At 68.4% G+C, this 16798-nt stretch carries 16 protein-coding genes; 9 read left to right on the top strand and 7 right to left on the bottom strand.

Features of this window, described 5'->3' with window-relative positions; all coding sequences use genetic code 11:
- Positions 1 to 5: 5 nt before the first annotated feature.
- On the bottom strand, positions 6 to 1013 hold the full coding sequence (locus tag JW792_RS01840; protein WP_135994357.1) for an adenosine deaminase: 1008 nt from the start codon (positions 1011 to 1013) through the stop codon (positions 6 to 8).
- A gap of 209 nt (positions 1014 to 1222) precedes the next feature.
- Positions 1223 to 1645: a nucleoside-diphosphate kinase gene (ndk, locus tag JW792_RS01835; RefSeq protein WP_135994358.1), complete on the bottom strand. Its 423-nt coding sequence runs from the start codon at positions 1643 to 1645 to the stop codon at positions 1223 to 1225.
- Between the two features lie 96 nt (positions 1646 to 1741).
- On the opposite strand from ndk, the gene JW792_RS01830 reads away from it, so the two are divergent.
- The gene (locus tag JW792_RS01830) at positions 1742 to 3634 is read left to right on the top strand and encodes an ABC-F family ATP-binding cassette domain-containing protein (protein ID WP_135994359.1); all 1893 of its coding nucleotides are present in this window, start codon (positions 1742 to 1744) and stop codon (positions 3632 to 3634) included.
- A 141-nt stretch (positions 3635 to 3775) separates the two neighbouring features.
- Here the strand turns inward: JW792_RS01830 and JW792_RS01825 are convergent, their stop codons facing one another.
- The 3 genes from JW792_RS01825 to JW792_RS01815 are packed head-to-tail and all read right to left on the bottom strand — an operon-like array spanning position 3776 to position 6090.
- On the bottom strand, positions 3776 to 4105 hold the full coding sequence (locus JW792_RS01825) for an I78 family peptidase inhibitor (protein WP_135994360.1): 330 nt from the start codon (positions 4103 to 4105) through the stop codon (positions 3776 to 3778).
- On the bottom strand, positions 4102 to 4557 hold the full coding sequence (locus tag JW792_RS01820) for a DNA polymerase III subunit chi (RefSeq protein ID WP_135994361.1): 456 nt from the start codon (positions 4555 to 4557) through the stop codon (positions 4102 to 4104). The genes JW792_RS01825 and JW792_RS01820 overlap by 4 nt, the downstream gene beginning before the upstream one ends.
- A 54-nt stretch (positions 4558 to 4611) precedes the next feature.
- On the bottom strand, positions 4612 to 6090 hold the full coding sequence (locus tag JW792_RS01815; RefSeq protein ID WP_135994362.1) for a leucyl aminopeptidase: 1479 nt from the start codon (positions 6088 to 6090) through the stop codon (positions 4612 to 4614).
- A gap of 249 nt (positions 6091 to 6339) precedes the next feature.
- Between JW792_RS01815 and JW792_RS01810 the strand changes: the two genes are divergently transcribed.
- The 7 genes from JW792_RS01810 (at position 6340) to JW792_RS01780 (ending at position 15440) form a co-directional block, all read left to right on the top strand.
- Positions 6340 to 7461, top strand: coding sequence for an LptF/LptG family permease (locus JW792_RS01810; RefSeq protein ID WP_135994363.1), 1122 nt, complete (start codon positions 6340 to 6342; stop codon positions 7459 to 7461).
- Positions 7458 to 8555: an LptF/LptG family permease gene (locus JW792_RS01805; RefSeq protein WP_135994364.1), complete on the top strand. Its 1098-nt coding sequence runs from the start codon at positions 7458 to 7460 to the stop codon at positions 8553 to 8555. Before JW792_RS01810 ends, JW792_RS01805 begins: the two co-directional genes overlap by 4 nt.
- A gap of 72 nt (positions 8556 to 8627) precedes the next feature.
- Entirely contained in the window at positions 8628 to 10856 is a 2229-nt protein-coding gene (locus JW792_RS01800; RefSeq protein ID WP_158291507.1) for an LPS-assembly protein LptD, read from the top strand.
- 84 nt (positions 10857 to 10940) lie between these two features.
- The gene (locus JW792_RS01795) at positions 10941 to 12185 is read left to right on the top strand and encodes a peptidylprolyl isomerase (RefSeq protein ID WP_135994366.1); all 1245 of its coding nucleotides are present in this window, start codon (positions 10941 to 10943) and stop codon (positions 12183 to 12185) included.
- Positions 12182 to 13198: a 4-hydroxythreonine-4-phosphate dehydrogenase PdxA gene (gene pdxA / locus JW792_RS01790; protein WP_135994367.1), complete on the top strand. Its 1017-nt coding sequence runs from the start codon at positions 12182 to 12184 to the stop codon at positions 13196 to 13198. Before JW792_RS01795 ends, pdxA begins: the two co-directional genes overlap by 4 nt.
- On the top strand, positions 13195 to 14046 hold the full coding sequence (gene rsmA, locus JW792_RS01785; protein ID WP_135994368.1) for a 16S rRNA (adenine(1518)-N(6)/adenine(1519)-N(6))-dimethyltransferase RsmA: 852 nt from the start codon (positions 13195 to 13197) through the stop codon (positions 14044 to 14046). Before pdxA ends, rsmA begins: the two co-directional genes overlap by 4 nt.
- 59 nt (positions 14047 to 14105) lie before the next feature.
- Positions 14106 to 15440, top strand: coding sequence for a DUF418 domain-containing protein (locus tag JW792_RS01780; RefSeq protein WP_135994369.1), 1335 nt, complete (start codon positions 14106 to 14108; stop codon positions 15438 to 15440).
- Between the two features lie 6 nt (positions 15441 to 15446).
- Here JW792_RS01780 and JW792_RS01775 read toward each other — a convergent pair whose 3' ends face one another.
- Positions 15447 to 15992, bottom strand: a complete 546-nt coding sequence (locus JW792_RS01775) for a DUF4199 domain-containing protein (protein WP_206340879.1) — start codon at positions 15990 to 15992, stop codon at positions 15447 to 15449.
- Between the two features lie 94 nt (positions 15993 to 16086).
- Positions 16087 to 16503 carry a response regulator transcription factor gene (locus tag JW792_RS01770; RefSeq protein ID WP_135994370.1) on the bottom strand — a complete coding sequence of 139 codons (417 nt, stop codon included), beginning with the start codon at positions 16501 to 16503 and terminating at the stop codon, positions 16087 to 16089.
- Here JW792_RS01770 and JW792_RS01765 point away from each other — a divergent pair.
- Entirely contained in the window at positions 16502 to 16756 is a 255-nt protein-coding gene (locus tag JW792_RS01765) for a hypothetical protein (protein WP_158291508.1), read from the top strand. The genes JW792_RS01770 and JW792_RS01765 overlap by 2 nt on opposite strands.
- The last annotated feature ends 42 nt before the right edge of the window (positions 16757 to 16798 follow it).

Here is a 16798-nt window from a genome sequence, read left to right as displayed (position 1 = left end):
CGCCCCTACCCTGCCGCCGCGTCGATCTCCGCCAGGTGGGCGTAGATCTCCTCCTCGCCGAGGAAGGAGCCCAGGAAGGAGTTCTTAGCGAGCTGGATCACGTCCTCGCGCGTCAGCCCGACCGCGTCGGCGGCGCGGCGGTAGTTCTCGTTCACATAGCCGCCGAAATAGGCCGGATCGTCGGAATTGACCGTGGCGCGCAGCCCGAGATCGAGCATGGTCCTGATCGGGTGGTCCTCCAGGCGCGCGACACCTTTGAGGGCGAGGTTGGAGAGCGGGCAGACCGTCAGCGTCATGGCGGTGGCCTTCAGCCGGCGCACCAGCGCCATGTCGTCGAGCGCCCGGTTGCCGTGATCGATGCGGTCGACCTTCAGAACGTCCAGCGCCTCTTCGACATACTCGGCCGGTCCCTCCTCCCCCGCATGGGCGACCCGCTTCAGCCCGAGATCGGCCGCGGCCTGGAAGACGCGGGCGAATTTCGAGGGCGGATTGCCCTTCTCCGCGCTGGCAAGCCCCACCGCCTCGATCCGGTCGAGCCAGGGCTTGCAGGCCTCCAGCGTCTCGAACGCCTTCTCCTCGGAGAGGTCGCGCAGGAAACACAGGATCAGCTTCGACGTGATGGCAAACCGCTCTTCGGTCTCCTCGCAGGCCGACAGCACGCCCCTCATGCAGACGTCGAAATCGATGCCGCGCTCGGTATGGCCCTGCGGATCGAGGAAGATCTCCGCGTGGCGGACATTGTCCGCGTGCGCGCGCTCGAAATAGGCGAGCGTGAGATCGTGGAAGTCCCGCTCGGTCACCAGGACCTTCATCCCGACATAGTAGAGATCGAGAAAGTCCTGCAGATCGGAGAAGTCATAGGCCTTTCGCGCCTCTTGCGCAGACGCGTAGGGAATGTCGACCCCGTTGCGCTCGGCCAGCGCCACCATCATCTCCGGCTCCAGCGTGCCTTCCAGGTGAAGGTGAAGCTCGGCCTTGGGCAGGCGCTCGATGAGGGCGTGGAGGTCGGACATGGAGACTCTCAGCTGGTTTCGAGAACAGATTGCACATCATCGCTCCCCGGCGAAAGCCGGGGCCCAGGAGAAGATGCGCGCCGTCCTCTCGCGATGGCATGCTTCGGTCCCCGGGTCCCGCCTTTCGGCGGGAAGCGGGCCTTTGAAGCTCAAAACAAAAACCCCCGGCCACCGGCCGGGGGTTCCGAGACCCATGAGGATCGAAGGGATTAGCCGACGATCTCTTCTTCCTTGAAGAAGAAGGGGATTTCCTGGGCGGCGGTTTCCGGGGCGTCGGAACCGTGCACCGAGTTGGCCTCGATGGACTCCGCAAAGCGCGCGCGAATGGTGCCTTCGGCGGCCTGTTCCGGGTTCGTCGCGCCCATGACTTCGCGGTATTTCGCGATGGCGTTCTCGCCCTCGAGAACCTGCACCACGACAGGGCCGGAGATCATGAAGGAGACCAGATCCTTGAAGAAGGGACGCTCCTTGTGGACCGCGTAGAAGCCTTCGGCCTGCTCGCGCGACATGCGGATGCGCTTCTGGGCGATGATGCGAAGGCCCGCATCCTCGATCATGGCGTTGATCTTGCCGGTGATGTTGCGCGCGGTGGCGTCCGGCTTGATGATGGAAAACGTACGTTGAACGGCCATCGGTGAAACGTCCTTCTGGCTTTGACGGGGAGGAATTCGCGGCGGCTTATAGCGGCGCTTTCCCCTCCTGTGAAGCCGTGCTAACCGGCAGCGCCCATGCTGCACGTCAACGATCTCACACACCGCATCGAAGGCCGCGTCCTGTTCGACCAGGCGACGCTGTACCTGCCGGCGAAGGCCAAGTACGGCCTCGTCGGGCGCAACGGCACCGGCAAGTCGACCCTGTTCCGCCTGATCCGCGGCGAGGCGAGCCCGGACGACGGCGAGGTCTTCGTCCAGCCCGGCGCCCGGCTGGGCTCGGTCGCCCAGGAGGCGCCCGGCGGGCCGGTCACGGTGATGGACTACGTGCTGGCCGCCGACACCGAGCGCACGGCGCTGCTGGAGGAGGCGGAAACCGCGACCGACCCGAACCGCATCGCCGAGATCCAGACCCGGCTCGCCGACATCGACGCCCATTCCGCCGAGGCGCGCGCCGGGGCGATCCTGCACGGGCTCGGATTCTCCGCCGCGGCCCAGCAGCGCCGCTGCGCCGAGTTCTCCGGCGGCTGGCGCATGCGCGTCGCGCTCGCCGCCACCCTGTTCGCCGAGCCGGACCTCCTCCTGCTGGACGAGCCGACCAACTATCTCGACCTGGAAGGCGCGATCTGGCTTGAGACGCACCTGAGGAAATATCCCGGCGCCGTGCTGATCATCAGCCACGACCGCGATCTGCTGAACGCCAGCGTGGACGCGATCGTGCACCTGAAGGACGGCAAGCTGACCATCTGGGAGGGCGGCTACGACCAGTTCGAGCGCCAGCTCGCCGAGCGCCAGACCCTGCAGATGAAGCTGAAGGAGCGCCAGGAGGAGAAGCGCCGTCACCTGCAGAGCTTCGTCGACCGCTTCCGGGCCAAGGCCAGCAAGGCCAAGCAGGCCCAGAGCCGGGTGAAGATGCTGGAGAAGATGACCCCGATCGCCACCAGCATCGAGAGCCCGGTCGCACCCTTCGAGTTTCCCGTCGCCACCCGCCGCATGGGCAATCCGCTGATCCGCATCGAGGACGGCGCGACGGGCTACACCCAGGACGCGCCGGTGCTGACCGGCATGGATCTGAGGATCGACATCGACGACCGCATCGGGCTGCTCGGCCGCAACGGCTCGGGCAAGTCGACCTTCGCCAAGCTCCTGACCGGCCAGCTCCCGCTCACCGGCGGCACGCTGCGCATGCACAAGAAGGCGCAGATCGCCCATTTCCACCAGCACCAGATCGACGCGCTCAATCCCAGGCACAGCGCCTACGATCACATCCTCTCCCTGATGGAGGACGCCACCGAGGCCCAGCGGCGCGCGCGCCTGGCGCGCTTCGGCCTGCCCGGCGACCGCCAGGAGACCCCGGCCGGCTCGCTCTCGGGCGGGGAGAAGGCGCGCCTTCTGATGAACCTCATCAGCTTCCACGGCGCGCATCTGATGATCCTGGACGAGCCGACCAACCATCTCGACATGGACAGCCGCCAGGCCCTGATCGAGGCGATCAACGCCTATGAGGGCGCGGTCATCGTGATCAGCCACGACCGCCACCTGATCGAGGCGTGCGTGGACCGGCTCTGGCTGTGCGCCGACGGCACGATCGCCCCCTATGACGGCGATCTCGCCGACTATCGCCGCCTCGTCCTGAAGGGCGAGGAGGAGGCGAAACCGCGCGGCGCCTCGAAGCCCGCCGGCGGCCAGAAGACCGAGCGCCGCCGCGACGCCGCGGAGGCGCGCGAGAAGCTGAAACCCCTCAAGGCGGAAGCCGCGAAATGGGAGAAGGAGGCCGAGCGCTTGCGCGGCGTCCTGGAAAAGATCGATGCCGGCCTCGCCACGCCCGGCCTGTGGGAAAAGGACCCGAACCTCGCCGCCGAGCTCAACAAGAAGCGCGCCAGGGCCGAAGAGCTGATCGAGGCCGCCGAGACGAAGTGGCTGGAGGCGGAGGAGAAGCTGGAAGCGGCGCGCGCCGAGGCGGGGGTTTAGCGGTCGCGTCCTCGCTCCCCGGCGGAAGCCGGGGCCCGGTAGAGGCCGCGCACCCGCACCTGACAGGGTCGCTCGGCGATGTCTGGGTTCCGCCTTTCGCCGGGACGCGCGCGGGCCGGCCCGCGCACGTCCGGTGCGCCCCTACCCGCACTTCACCTCGATCACGCGCCCGTCATAGCCCACAACGATGTTCATCCGTTCGGGGCGGTAGTCCATCGTGACCATGTCGCCTTCGCCGTAGATGCGGTGCGGGCGCGGCAGGCTGGAGACGTGGATCTCTTCGCGGGGCTGGCCGACGAGGACTTGGTACTGCTCGGCCGGGCAGTCGCGCGCGTCCGGGCCGTCCTCGTCGACCTGGCTGACGTCGACTTCCGGGCTGGTGACCTCGCCGGGGCCTTCCCGGTCGGGCAGCACGGCGCAGGCCGACAGGGCGAAGCCGGCGGCGGTGATGGCGGCCATCGTGCGGATCATGCTTTCTTCTCCCAACGCCCCTGCGGGCTCTGTCGCCAGTAGGATACCGGAATTTGCGCCGACTTCGAGGCGGCCCAGAGCGCGCGGGCCCTGGCGACGCCCGCCTCGTCGGCGGCCTCGAACATCACCACGACGCGCTCCCAGTCCTTCAGCTCCTGGGGATCGAGCTCGGTTCCATCCAGCGCGAACAGCATGGACGCGCCGTTGACGTTGCGCACGGTGGCCGACAACAGGACGGGCTGGCGCGCCGCGCCGGGCTCGGTGTCCAGCCCGTGCGGCAGGAAGGCGTCGTCGCGGAAGGTCCACAGATGGGAGTCGAGCGATTTCAGCCGCTCCTCGTCGGGACTGACGACGAGCGCGCGCCCGCCGCGCTCGAGCAGCCTGCCGAGCAGCTCGGGCAATGCCTCGTCCACGCTCGCGCGCTCGAGATGGTAGAACCAGAGTTCGCTCATGATGCAGCGATGTCCTCCCCCGCAGTGCGGAGGAGGACAGCCAGCGGTTCCGCCCTACCCCTCGTAATAGTCGCGCACCAGGCGGTCGAGCAGGCGCACGCCGTAGCCGGTGCCGAAGGCGGGCTTGCGCGGGTCCTTGGAGCCGGAATGCATGCCGGTGCCGGCGATGTCGATATGGCACCAGGGCTTGTCGTTGACGAAGCGCTGCAGGAACACCGCCGCGGCGATCGAGCCGGCATTGCGGCCCTCGCCGAGATTCTTCATGTCGGCGATGTGGGAGTCGATCTGGCGGTCGTATTCCGGCCCGATCGGCAGGCGCCAGACCGTCTCGTCGCTCGCCTTGCCGGCCTTGGACATGTTCTCCGCGAGCGTGTCGTCGTTGGAGAAGATGCCCGCGTGCTCGTGGCCGAGGCTGATCAGGATCGCCCCGGTCAGCGTGGCGAGATCGACGATGAATTTCGGATCGAAGCGGTCCTGGGTGTACCAGAGCGCGTCCGCCAGCACGAGCCGGCCTTCGGCGTCGGTATTGAGGATCTCGATCGTCTGGCCGGACATCGACTTGACGATGTCGCCGGGACGCTGGGCCTTGCCGTCGGGCATGTTCTCGACGAGCCCGATCACGCCGACCGCGTTGACCTTGGCGTCGCGGCCCGCGAGCGCCTGCATCAGGCCGACGACGGCCGCCGAGCCGCCCATGTCGCCCTTCATCTCCTCCATGCCCGGTCCGGGCTTCAGGGAGATGCCGCCGGTGTCGAAGCACACGCCCTTGCCGACGAAGGCGAGCGGCTTGTCGTCCTTCTTGCCGCCGTTCCAGCGCATGACGACGAGCTGGCTCTCGCGCTCGCTGCCCTGGCCGACGCCCAGGAGCGCGTTCATGCCGAGCTTGTCCATCTCCTTCTCGCCGAGCACCTCGACCTCGACGCCGAGCTTCTCCAGCGTCGCCTTCACGCGCTTGGCGTACTCGGCCGGGTAGAGGACGTTGGCCGGCTCCATGACGAGGTCTCGGGCGGTGCGCACGCCGTCGGCGACGGGCTCCCAGCCCTTCCAGACCTTCTTGGCGGCCTTCTCGTCGGAGACGACAAGCTCGGCGGTCTTCAGCGAGGGCTTCTTCTCGTCCTTCAGCTTGGTGCGGTAGCCGTCGAAGCGGTAGGCGGCGAGCGTCGCGCCGAGCGCGGCGCGCGCGGCGCTCTCGTTGTCGGCGATGCCGTCGAGGCGGAAGGAGACGGTCCTGGCGCCCGAGGTCAGCAGCTGCTTGACGACGCCCGCGGCAGCCTTCTCGAACACATTGCCCTCGGCGTCCTTCTTGTCGCCGAGGCCGAAGACCACGATGCGGTCGGCATCCACGCCGGAGGGGGCGGCGATCTCGAGGACGTCGCCGGATTCCCCCTTGAAGCGCGAGGCCTTGATGGCGCGCGAGATCGCGCCGCCCGCAGCCTCGTCCAGGCCCTTGGCGGCATCGCTCAGCGCGGCCTTGGACCAGGACGGCACCGCGATGGCGTCACCGGAAGCCGATTCGGCGAACTTGATCTTCATGACGGTCTCTTTCTCTTCGTTTCGACAGGATATCGATCTGGCACGGCGCGCTTTCGCGTCTGAACGCGCGAAGAACTGGACATGATCCGCCTTTCGTCAAGCCCGTCCCGGGACCGGCCCGGGCGCGGCGCGATTGCGAGTCACGATCCCTGTGGTATCCGATAGGCGGGCGCGTTAGAAGTCACTGCGCTCACCGCCGTCGGCCCGCACCGCCGATTCCGTCCGCTTCCTGCGCAAGGCCGCGCGCCGATGAATCTCTATCAGAGATACCTGTTCCGCCAGGGGTTGTGGCCCGTCCTGACCACGCTGGCCGCGCTGACCGGCCTGGCCGTGATGACGCAGTCGCTCGCCAATATCGAGCTCGTCGCCGACCGGCGCGAGACCGCCTTCACCTTCGTGTGGATCACGCTGCTCGCGATGCCGCAGATCGTGGCGCTGATCCTGCCGGTGGCGGTGTTCATCGCGGTGGCGATGTCGATGAACCGGCTGGTCAACGATTCCGAACTGACGGTGGGCGCGGCCGCGGGAATGAGCCGGCGCCAGCGCCTGACACCCTTCGTCCGGCTTGCGGTCTACGCCCTCCTGATCAATCTCGTGATCAACCTCTTCGTCCAGCCGGTCGCCTTCCGCGAGATGCGCCAGACGGTCTACGACGTGCGCACCGATCTCGCAGCAAGCTTCATGCGCGCGGGCGAGTTCGTCGATCTCGGCGCCAGCGTGACCTTCTATGCCCGCGAGGTCGGCGAGAACGGCGTGATGCGCGATGTCTTCATCCAGGACGGGCGGGGCGCAGAGAGCCGGGCCTATGCCGCGGCGCAGGGGCTGATCACACGCACCGAGCGCGGCCCGGTCATGCTGCTGCAGCAGGGCCAGCTGTCCCAGACCGACGAGCAGGGCGAGCTCACCACGCTCGCCTTCGAGCGCTACGAGTTCGACCTCGCCGCCTTCATCGATCCCACGGCCGCCTTCTTCTTCAAGGAAAGCGACCGCTTCCTGCCCGAACTGCTCGATCCGACCCCGACCGACCTCGCCCGCGCGCGCGGCGCCGCCTCGCTGAAGGCGGAAGGCCACTACCGGCTGTCGGCCCCGCTCTACAATCTCGCCTTCGCCCTGTTCGCCGCGTCGGCCTTCCTGGCGGTGGAACACCGGCGCACCGGCTATGTGCGCTTCATCGTGCTCGGCGGCGCGCTGGCCATGGGGCTGAGGCTTCTCGGCTTCGCGGTGCAGGCCGCCGCGAGCGACGACGCCGGCTTCAACTGGCTGCAATACGCCGTGCCGCTGTTCGGCATCGCCATGGCCATCACCGCGATCAACCGGCCCGACCGGCTGATCCGGCGATTGTCCGGGGGCCCGCGCAGGAGGGCGGCATGAAGACGCTGTCACGCTATCTCTTCGTGCAGACCCTGCTCGGCGTCGCAGCCGCCGCGGTCGTCATCGTCGCGGTCATCATCCTGGTCGACTTCGTGGAAACCTCTCGCGACATCGCCACGCGTGCGAGCATAAGCCCGCTGCAGGCGATCCGGCTGACGCTCCTCAAGGCGCCCCTGCTGGTGCAGGAGACCCTGCCCTTCATCGTGCTGTTCGGCACGCTGTGGACCTTCTTCCGGCTGAACCGGAGGAGCGAGCTCATCGTGATGCGCGCCTCCGGCTTCTCGGCCTGGCGCATTCTCGGCCCGGCGGCAGTTCTCGCCCTGCTGCTCGGCATCATCGGCTCGACCGTGCTGAACCCGGTCGGCGCGATGACGCAGGCCCGCTTCGAACTCATCCGCGAACGTCTGCTGGAAGGCCAGACCGGCGCGGCCGCCGTGGCGACCGGTCCGGTCTGGCTGCGCGAGGAGACGCCGGAGGGCTTCACCATCATCACGGCGACGGGATTCGATCCCGACGAGGGCGAGCTCGACGGCCCGGTCTTCCGCTCCTACATCCGCACGACGGAGGGCGCGCCCCGCCTCGACCGGCGCATCGAGGCCGCACTCGCGCGCCTGGCCGGCGGCTTCTGGTCGCTGGAAGACGCGGTGGAGCTGACCGAGGACGCGCCGCGCACCGTGCTCGGCGATGTCGCCCTGCCGACCTCGATCGGACGCCAGGCCCTGTTCGAGCGGGCGCGCTCGCCGGGCGGAGTGTCGTTCTGGAACCTGCCCGGCGTGATCGCCTCGGCGCGCGAGGCGGGGCTGTCGACACGGCCCTACGAGCTGCGCCTGCAGGCCCTGCTCGCCCAACCGCTGACCCTGGTCGCGGCCGCGCTGCTGGCCGTGGCGGCCACCCTGCGCCTCGTCCGGCTGGGCGGCGCGGCCCGCTTCGCGCTCGCCGGCGGCACCGCCGGATTCCTGCTCTACTTCATGCAGGAGCTGATGATCAGCCTGGGCAGCGCCGGCACGCTCGATACCGTCAGCGCGGTGTGGAGCGCACCGGCCATCTTCGTGCTGTGCGCCCTGTTCTACATCGCTCACACCGAGGACGGCTGAAGCGTGGACGCCCGCGCCGCAATCCGATAGAGACGGAACATGTCTCGGGGACATTCGAGGGAGATCCGCCCGATGCGTGCCTTGTTTACGGCGTGTGCCGCGCTGGCGTTGATCGCCGGCACCGCCTCGGCGCAAGGCGAGCCGGGCACAGAGCAATCTGCCGATCCGGTCTATCTCGAGGCCGGGATTCTCATCGACGACCGCGAGAACCAGGTGCTGTACGCGCGCGAGGGCGTGCGCATGCAGTCCGGCCAACGCGTCCTGCTCGCCGACGAGATCGAATACCGCCCGGCGACCGGGCGCGTGATCGCGCGCGGCAATGTGCGCCTGTTCGACGGGCCGGGCGCAGCCCAGCTCGCCGAAGAGATCGAACTCGACGACGAGATGAGCGAAGGCGTCGCGCTGGGCTTTGCAACCGTTCTGGAAAACCAGGGCAAGGCCGCCGCTGCGGTGGCGGTGCGCCGCGCCGACGGCACCGTGGAGCTGACCGACGGCTACTACACCGCCTGCGACCTGTGCGAGGACGGGGGCGCGCCGACCTGGCGCCTGCGCGCCGGCCGGGTGGTGCGCGATCTCGACGACCAGATGATCTATTACCGCGACGTGCGCCTGGAGGTGCTGGGTCAGCCGGTGCTCTACTCGCCGGTATTCGCCCATGCCGATCCCTCGACCCCGCGCCGGTCCGGCTTCCTAATCCCGACGATCGACATCTCCAACCGGCTCGGGTTTTCCTACACCCAGCCCTATCTCTGGGTGATCTCGCCCTATCAGGACCTGGTGGTCGCGCCGCGCCTGATGACCGAGGTCAATCCGGTGATGGAACTCGACTGGCGCAAGCGCTTCTATTCCGGCGAGATCGCGCTGGAAGGCAGCTTCACCTACGAGCGCGAATTCATCGACCCCGACCAGATCGACGAGCTGCCGGCATCCGATCCGCGGGTCTTCGACGAGAACGGCTTCTACGGCGACGAGAAGTTCCAGTGGCACGTCTTCTCCGAGGGCCGTTTCGCCATCAGCGAGCAATGGAGCTGGGGCTTCGGGATCCAGGCCACGGCCGAGGATCTCTACCTGCGCCGCTACGATTTCAATGAAATCCCCGATCTCGGCGGCGGGCTCTACGAGGTGGAGAACCGGTTCCTGGCAAGCCAGGCCTATGTCCAGGGCCGCGGCGAGCGGTATTACGCCGACCTCGCCACGATCAAGATCACGAGCCTGCTGGAGAACTTCAACGACGACCGGATCCCGATCGTCGCCCCCGTCGGCCGCTTTCTGGCCGAGCTCCCCTTTCCGGCCTGGGCCGGCCAGCTGGAGACCGATCTCTCCGTCGCTGCGCTGACCCGCGAGGATGGCGACGACTATATCCGCTCCAGCGCGGAGGCGAGCTGGTCGCGGGTCGCGATCCTGCCCTTCGGGGTGCGCGCGGAGCCCTATGCGGTCGGCCGCTTCGACGCCTATTCCATCACGCAGACGGACCGGTTCGGGGTCGAGACCGGCTCGAGCAACTTCACGCGCACGCTCGGCGCGGCAGGCCTCGACGTGTCCTGGCCGTTCGCGCGCGTGGCCCAGTGGGGCGACGTGATCGTCGCGCCCCGCGCACACGTGGTGACCGCGAGCGAGGTGGAGGCCCAGGACACGCCGCCGAACGAGGACAGCCAGGTGGTCGATCTCGACTCCATCAGCCTGTTCGCGCGCAACCGCGCCGGCGGCTTCGACATCTGGGAGGAAGGCGCGCGCGCCGATCTCGGCGTGACCACGACGCTGGATACCACGGCGCCGATGATCCCGGACATCGAGGTGTTCGCGGGACGCAGCCTGCGTCTGGACGACGAGCCGGTGTTCGGCCCGGCAACCGGGCTCGGAAGCGAGGAATCCGACTGGGTCGCCGAATTCAGCGTCGATGTCGGCTATTTCGACATCGCGGCGCGCAACCGGCTCGATGCGGAGGATGGCGATCTGCGGCGCACCGACCTCGTGCTCGGCATCGAGGCCGGCCGCTTCGCTGCCGATATCGACTACACCCGCATCCGCCCGGACGTGCCCGGTCAGCGGCCCGTCGACGACATCGTCCTGTCGGCGAGCCTGCAGCTCACCGAGCGCTGGAGTCTGATTGGCTCAGCCAATCACGACATCGAGGACGACATCACCCGCCGGGCCCTCGCCGCGCTGGTCTATCGCGACGAGTGCACGGATTTCCGTATTGTCTTCGAGAGCCAGAACTACGATATCGGGCATCTGGAGGACAGCCAGTCGATCGGCTTCCAGGTCACCCTCTTCACGCTCGGGTCGCTGCAGGACGAATAGGCCTCCTGCAGTGACGTGTCATTGCGTCGCCCACATTGATCGGTATCTTCCCGGTCAACCCTCTCTTCATTCGACAGGTTCTCGATGGCGTTCAAGCTCTCCCATACCATTCTGGCCCCGGCTCTCGCCGCGCTGAGCCTTCTCGGCACGGCCGCCTTCGCCCAGCAGGTCGAGGGTATCGCCGCCGTCGTCAACGACGAACCGATCACCACTCTCGACGTGCGCAACCGCATGCGCCTGATCATTTCCTCGGCCGGCATCCAGCCGAACGAGGACATCCTCATGCGCATCCAGGAGCAGGCGCTCGACGGCCTGATCGACGAAACGCTGCAGCTCCAGACCGCACGCGAGTTCGAGATCGAGGTCACCGAGGAGGAGGTCGACGAATCGCTGCGCGACATCGCCGCGCGCAACGGGCTGACGATGGAGCAGATCCTGGCCGACCTCACCGAGGCCGGAATCGAGGTGGAGACGCTGCGCCAGCAGCTGCGCGCCGAGATCGCCTGGCAGATCATGGTCAACGGCCGCTATGGCAGCCGCATCCGCATCTCGGACGACCAGATCGAGGTGGCGCGCGAGCGCATCATCGAGAACGCGGCCGAGCCCCAGGTCCGCCTCGGCGAGATCCTCATCGAGATCCCCGCCTCCGGCGATATCGGACAGGCCCAGGGAACGGTGCAGACCGTCTATCAGCAGCTCTCCCAGGGCGCGCCCTTCCCGGCGGTGGCAAGCCAGTTCTCCGCCGCGCCGTCGGCGAGCAATGGCGGAGACGCCGGCTGGCAGGCGATCAGCCAGCTGCGTCCGCAGGTCCAGCAGGTGATCGGCCAGTTCACCCAGACCGGCCAGATCTCCAACCCGATCCGCGTCCCGGGCGGATTCCTGATCATCGCCCTGATCGACCGGCGCGAGGGCGGCGTTGTGGAGCAGCTCGAACTCGTCCAGGTCACCCTGCCCGCCTCGCGCGTCAACGAGGACGCCCGGCGCCGCCTCGCGCGCGCGATGGACGGGGTGGACAGCTGCGAGACGGTCGAGCAGGCCGTGACCGATGTCGAGGGCGTGCTCGTCACCCAGCTCGGCACGATCGGCGCGAACGCGCTGATCGACTCCATCCGCGAGGCGGTCTCCCGCCTCGATCCCGTCGACGCGACGCCGCTGCTGGATACGGCCGCGGGCGTGCAATCCTTCGTGCTGTGCAACCGCTCGCTGGAAGGCCCGGGTATTCCCTCGATCCAGCAGGTGGAGAACCAGCTGACCAACCAGCAGCTCTCCCTCCTGTCGCGGCGCTGGCTGCGCGATCTGCGCCGCGAAGCCACGATCGAGATCCGGTGACGCGTCCGCCGCTCGCGGTGACCCTCGGCGATCCGGCCGGCATCGGCCCGGAGATCACGCTCAAGGCCTGGGCGGCGCTGAAGGACCGCCGGCACAGCTTCATCGCCCATGCCGATCCCGACCAGCTCGCGGCGGCGGCCCGCACGCTGAACCTGCCCGCCCCGCGCGTGTGTGCGCCGGAGGAGGCCGAAACGGTCTTTTCCGACGCCCTTCCGGTCGATCCCGTGCGCCTGCCCGTCCAGGCCGAGCCTGGCCGGCCCGATCCGGAGAACGCCTCCGCCGTGATCGCCTCGATCGAGCGGGCGGTCGCGAACACGCTGGAGGGCCGGACCGGCGGCGTGGTCACCAACCCGGTCTCCAAGGCCGTGCTCTACGCGCGCGGCTTCGCCTTTCCCGGCCATACCGAATTCGTCGCCCACCTGACGCGCGAGGCGCCCTGGATCGGCCCGCGCGGACCGGTCATGATGCTCGCCGCGCCCGAGCTGAAGACCGTGCTCGTCACCATCCACATGAGCCTGAGGGACGCCCTGTCCGCGATCACGCGCGAGGCGGTCGAGCATACCGCGCGCGTGACGCTCGGTGCGCTGAAGCGCGATTTCGGGCTCGCCAAGCCCCGCCTCGCGGTCGCCGGGCTCAATCCCCACGCCGGGGAAGGCGGCGCGCTCGGCAGGGAGGAGATCGAGATCCTCGCCCCGGCCATCGAGACGCTGCGCGGCGAGGGCCATCACGTCACCGGCCCGATGCCGCCCGACACGATGTTCCACGCCGAGGCCCGCGCGCGCTACGACGCGGCGCTGTGCCTCTATCACGACCAGGGGCTGATCCCGGTCAAGACGCTGAATTTCCATGGCGGCGTGAACGCGACGCTCGGCCTTCCCATCGTGCGCACCTCGCCCGATCACGGCACCGCCTTCGACATCGCCGGCAAGGGGCTGGCCCGCGCCGACAGCCTGATCGCGGCCATCAAGCTCGCCTCCATCATGGCGGAGAACCGGATGAAGGCCGCCTCATGACCCGGGACCTTCCGCCCCTGCGCGAGGTGATCGCGGCCCATGGCCTGGCCGCCGACAAGCGCTTCGGCCAGCATTTCCTGCTCGACCTGAACCTAACCCGCAAGATCGCGCGGCTGTGCGGGGACATGTCGGACGCGACCGTATTCGAGGTCGGCCCCGGCCCCGGCGGGCTCACCCGCGCGCTCCTGGAGGAGGGGGCGGGCCGGGTGGTGGCGATCGAGAAGGATGCCCGCTTCGTCGCCGCGCTCGCCGAGATCGCCGCGGCCTTCGACAACCGCCTGAGCGTGGTCGAGGCCGATGCGTTGACAGTCGATGAGACCGCGATCGTGTCCGAAGGCCGCCGGATCGTGGCCTCCAACCTGCCCTACAATGTCGGCACCGCGCTGCTGATCAAGTGGCTCGAGGCCGAGCCGGTCTGGTGGGACCGGCTGGTGCTGATGTTCCAGAAGGAGGTCGCCGAGCGCGTCGTGGCGAAGGTCGCGGACAAGTCCTATGGCCGGCTCGCCATTCTCACCGCCGCGCGCGCGAAACCACGCTATGCGATGAGCCTGCCCGCGCGCGCCTTCACCCCGCCGCCGAAGGTGGACAGCGCCGTCGTGGTGCTCGATCCCCTGCCCGCGGACCAGCGCTTTGCCGACATCGAGGCGCTCTCGCTCGTCACCGAAAGCGCCTTCGGCCAGCGCCGCAAGACGCTGAGGAAATCCCTCGCCCAGGCCGCGGGCCGGGCGGGGACATCCTCCGAAGCGCTCCTGCAGGCCACCGGCATCGATCCGGGCGCGCGCGCCGAGACCATCGCGCCGCAGGGCTTCATGGACCTGGCGAGGGCCTGGCGCGCGGCGAAGGGCTAGTTTTCCCTCCGCGCACCCGCAATGCGGTGCTAGGCTCACTTCCGGGACAGGAGGTGGCCATGAGCCAGGCATTGACACCGACCACGGGCGCGGAGCGCCTCGACACGCTCGACATCGTGCGCGGCTTCGCGCTGTTCGGCATCCTGCTGATGAACATCGTGGTCATGGGCCTGCCCTTCCAGGCCTATTTCAACCCCGCCGCGCTCGGCGAGCCTTCGCCGGGCGAGGTGCAGGCCTGGTTCGTCACGCACACCTTCTTCGAAGGCTCGATGCGCACCCTGTTCTCGATGCTGTTCGGCGCCGGCTTCGTCCTCCTGCTCGACCGGATCGAGGCCCGGGGCCTCGGGCTTGCCGGCGCGAAGATCTACATGCGGCGCATGCTGCTGCTGATGGGGTTCGGCCTCGTCGACATCGTGCTGCTCGCCTGGAGCGGGGACATCCTCTTCGCCTACGGGCTCAGCGGCGTCTTCCTCCTGGTGTTCTGGCGCTCGAAGATGCGCGGCCTGCTCGTCTGGGCGCTGATCTTCTTCGCGCTGACGAGCGCGATGAATTTCGGCGGCGGCTTCAAGCTCGCCTCCCTCACGCCGGACTACGAGGCCGCGATCGAGGCCGATGCGCAAGGCGAGCCCCTCACCGAGGAGCAGGAGGCCACGATCGAGGCCTATCGGGAGATGACGGAATTCTTCGCGCCGGAGTCCGAGGCGGTCGAGGCCGAGTTCGAGCTTCACGAGCAGGGCTGGTTCGCGGTCGGCGCCGCCAATTTCGGCGAGGCCTTCTTCAAGCAGCCCATCGGCTTCTTCGCCATGTTCGGCCTGTTCGATCCGCTCGCCGCCATGCTGCTGGGCATGGTCGCGTTCCGCCTCGGCCTGCTGCAGGGCCGGTGGGGCTGGCGCCCGGTGCTCGCCCTGACGGGGGTTGCCTTCGCCATCGGCATCCCCGTCAATCTGCGCGAGACGCTGATGATCCAGGAGGGCGGATACACCGCCCAGGCCATCTTCAACTCGCTGGCGACCTACGATATCGGCCGCGTCAGCCTGGCCTTCGGCTGGCTCGGCGTGTTCCTGCTCCTGTGCAAGAGCCCGCTCCTGGGCCTCCTCAAGGCGAGCGTCGGCGCGGTCGGGCGCATGGCGCTGACCAACTATCTCGCCCATTCGCTGATGGCGGCGATCTTCTTCATCGCGCTCGGCTGGTACGGCGAGCTGGCGCGCCACGAGCTCTATCTCGTCGTGGCGGCGATGTGGGCGGTGAATATCGTCCTCTCGATGGCCTGGCTGTCGTTGTTCGCCATGGGCCCGGTCGAGTGGCTCTGGCGTGCGGGCACCTACGGCACCTGGCCGCGCCTCATGAAGGAGCGGGCACCGAAGGCGCCGGACATGCCGGCGCCCGCGATGTGACCCCCCTCACGGCCGCGCCGGCAGGACCTTCGGATTGCGCAGGATCGCCGCCGAGATGAGCGCCACGAGAATACCCACGGGCAGGATTTCCGACAGCGTGACCGGCATGCGGAACCACCAGTTGGCATAGAGCCGGGCGAAGCCTTCCATCTCGGCGGAGAGCGCGGCGATCTCCTCGGGCGAGGCTCCGGCCGCACGCCGGGCCTCGATCGTGGCGGCGATGTGCTCGGCCATCCAGTCCCCCGCGGTCAGCGCGCTGTAGACCTCCCATGTCACGACGTAGAAGACGCTCGCGACGAGCGCGATCAGCACCCCCAGGCCGAAGGCCGGCCAGAAGCGGATCGCCCCGCCCTTCGCCACGTCGCGATAGCGCTTGACCCCGACGAAGACGAAGGACAGCGCGACGAGCATGGACAGATAGCCGAAGGCCATCGCCCAGGGGCCGGTGTGATCACCGCCGAAGCTCGCGCCCAGCACGAGCAGCACGCTGACGACGATCCCGGCAATGGCGCCGAAGAGGAGTGTGTAACGCAGTATCGAATTGTGTCCCATGAGGGCCTCCCTGACGTGACGATGCACCAGAAGAGCCCCGAATTCATCCACCGCGCCATCACCCGGACGGGTGAGTTCGCACGGATTCGCCCGGTCAGGGGATGAGCGACAAGAAGCGCGCCTTCTCGATCGCGCCGACCCGGCCGGTGACTTCCAGCTTGCGGTAGAGGCTCGCGGCATGGGTCTTCACGGTGTTGGGCGAACAGGCGAGCCTGCGGGCGATCTGCTTGTTCGAGGCACCCGAGACGAGGCCTTCGAGGACCTCGTACTCGCGCGGCGTGATGGCGAGCGAGGCGAGAGCCGCCTCGTTGCGCACGAAGCCGTCGGGCGCCGGCGCGCGCCGCGTCAGCGTGACGGCGAGCCAGGCCCCGAGCCCGGCGAAGCCGAGCGCGACGAGAAGAAGGAAGATCTCGATCCCGAAGGCGCGCGCCAGGTAGCGGTATTGCAGCCATTCCAGCGCGAACACGCCGATGGCGAGGGCGACGGCGTAGAGGAGGACGGGCTTCCACATGCGGGAGATGATGGCCGATCCGCCTCCGGCAGAAAAGAAGGCGCCTGACCGCTCAGGTCTGCGGCCAGAACGACCGGATCGCCGCTTCGTCCACGATCTCGGCCCGATCACCGGCGCGCAGGAGGCGTTTGCCGTGGCGCGGGAACTCGGCCATCTCGTCGGTGAGCCGTTCCCCGCCCATCAGGTAGACGAGATCGCGCTCTCCGGTGTTTCTCAGCGAGCTGAACCCCGGCGATTTCGGAGTCGGGATTGAGAGGATGGCTGAAGGTCTGCGCCGACTGCGCGATCTCGGCCG

Source organism: Marinicauda algicola, from assembly GCF_017161425.1.
Lineage (GTDB): Bacteria > Pseudomonadota > Alphaproteobacteria > Caulobacterales > Maricaulaceae > Marinicauda > Marinicauda algicola.
This window is presented reverse-complemented; position numbering and strand designations above follow the sequence as displayed.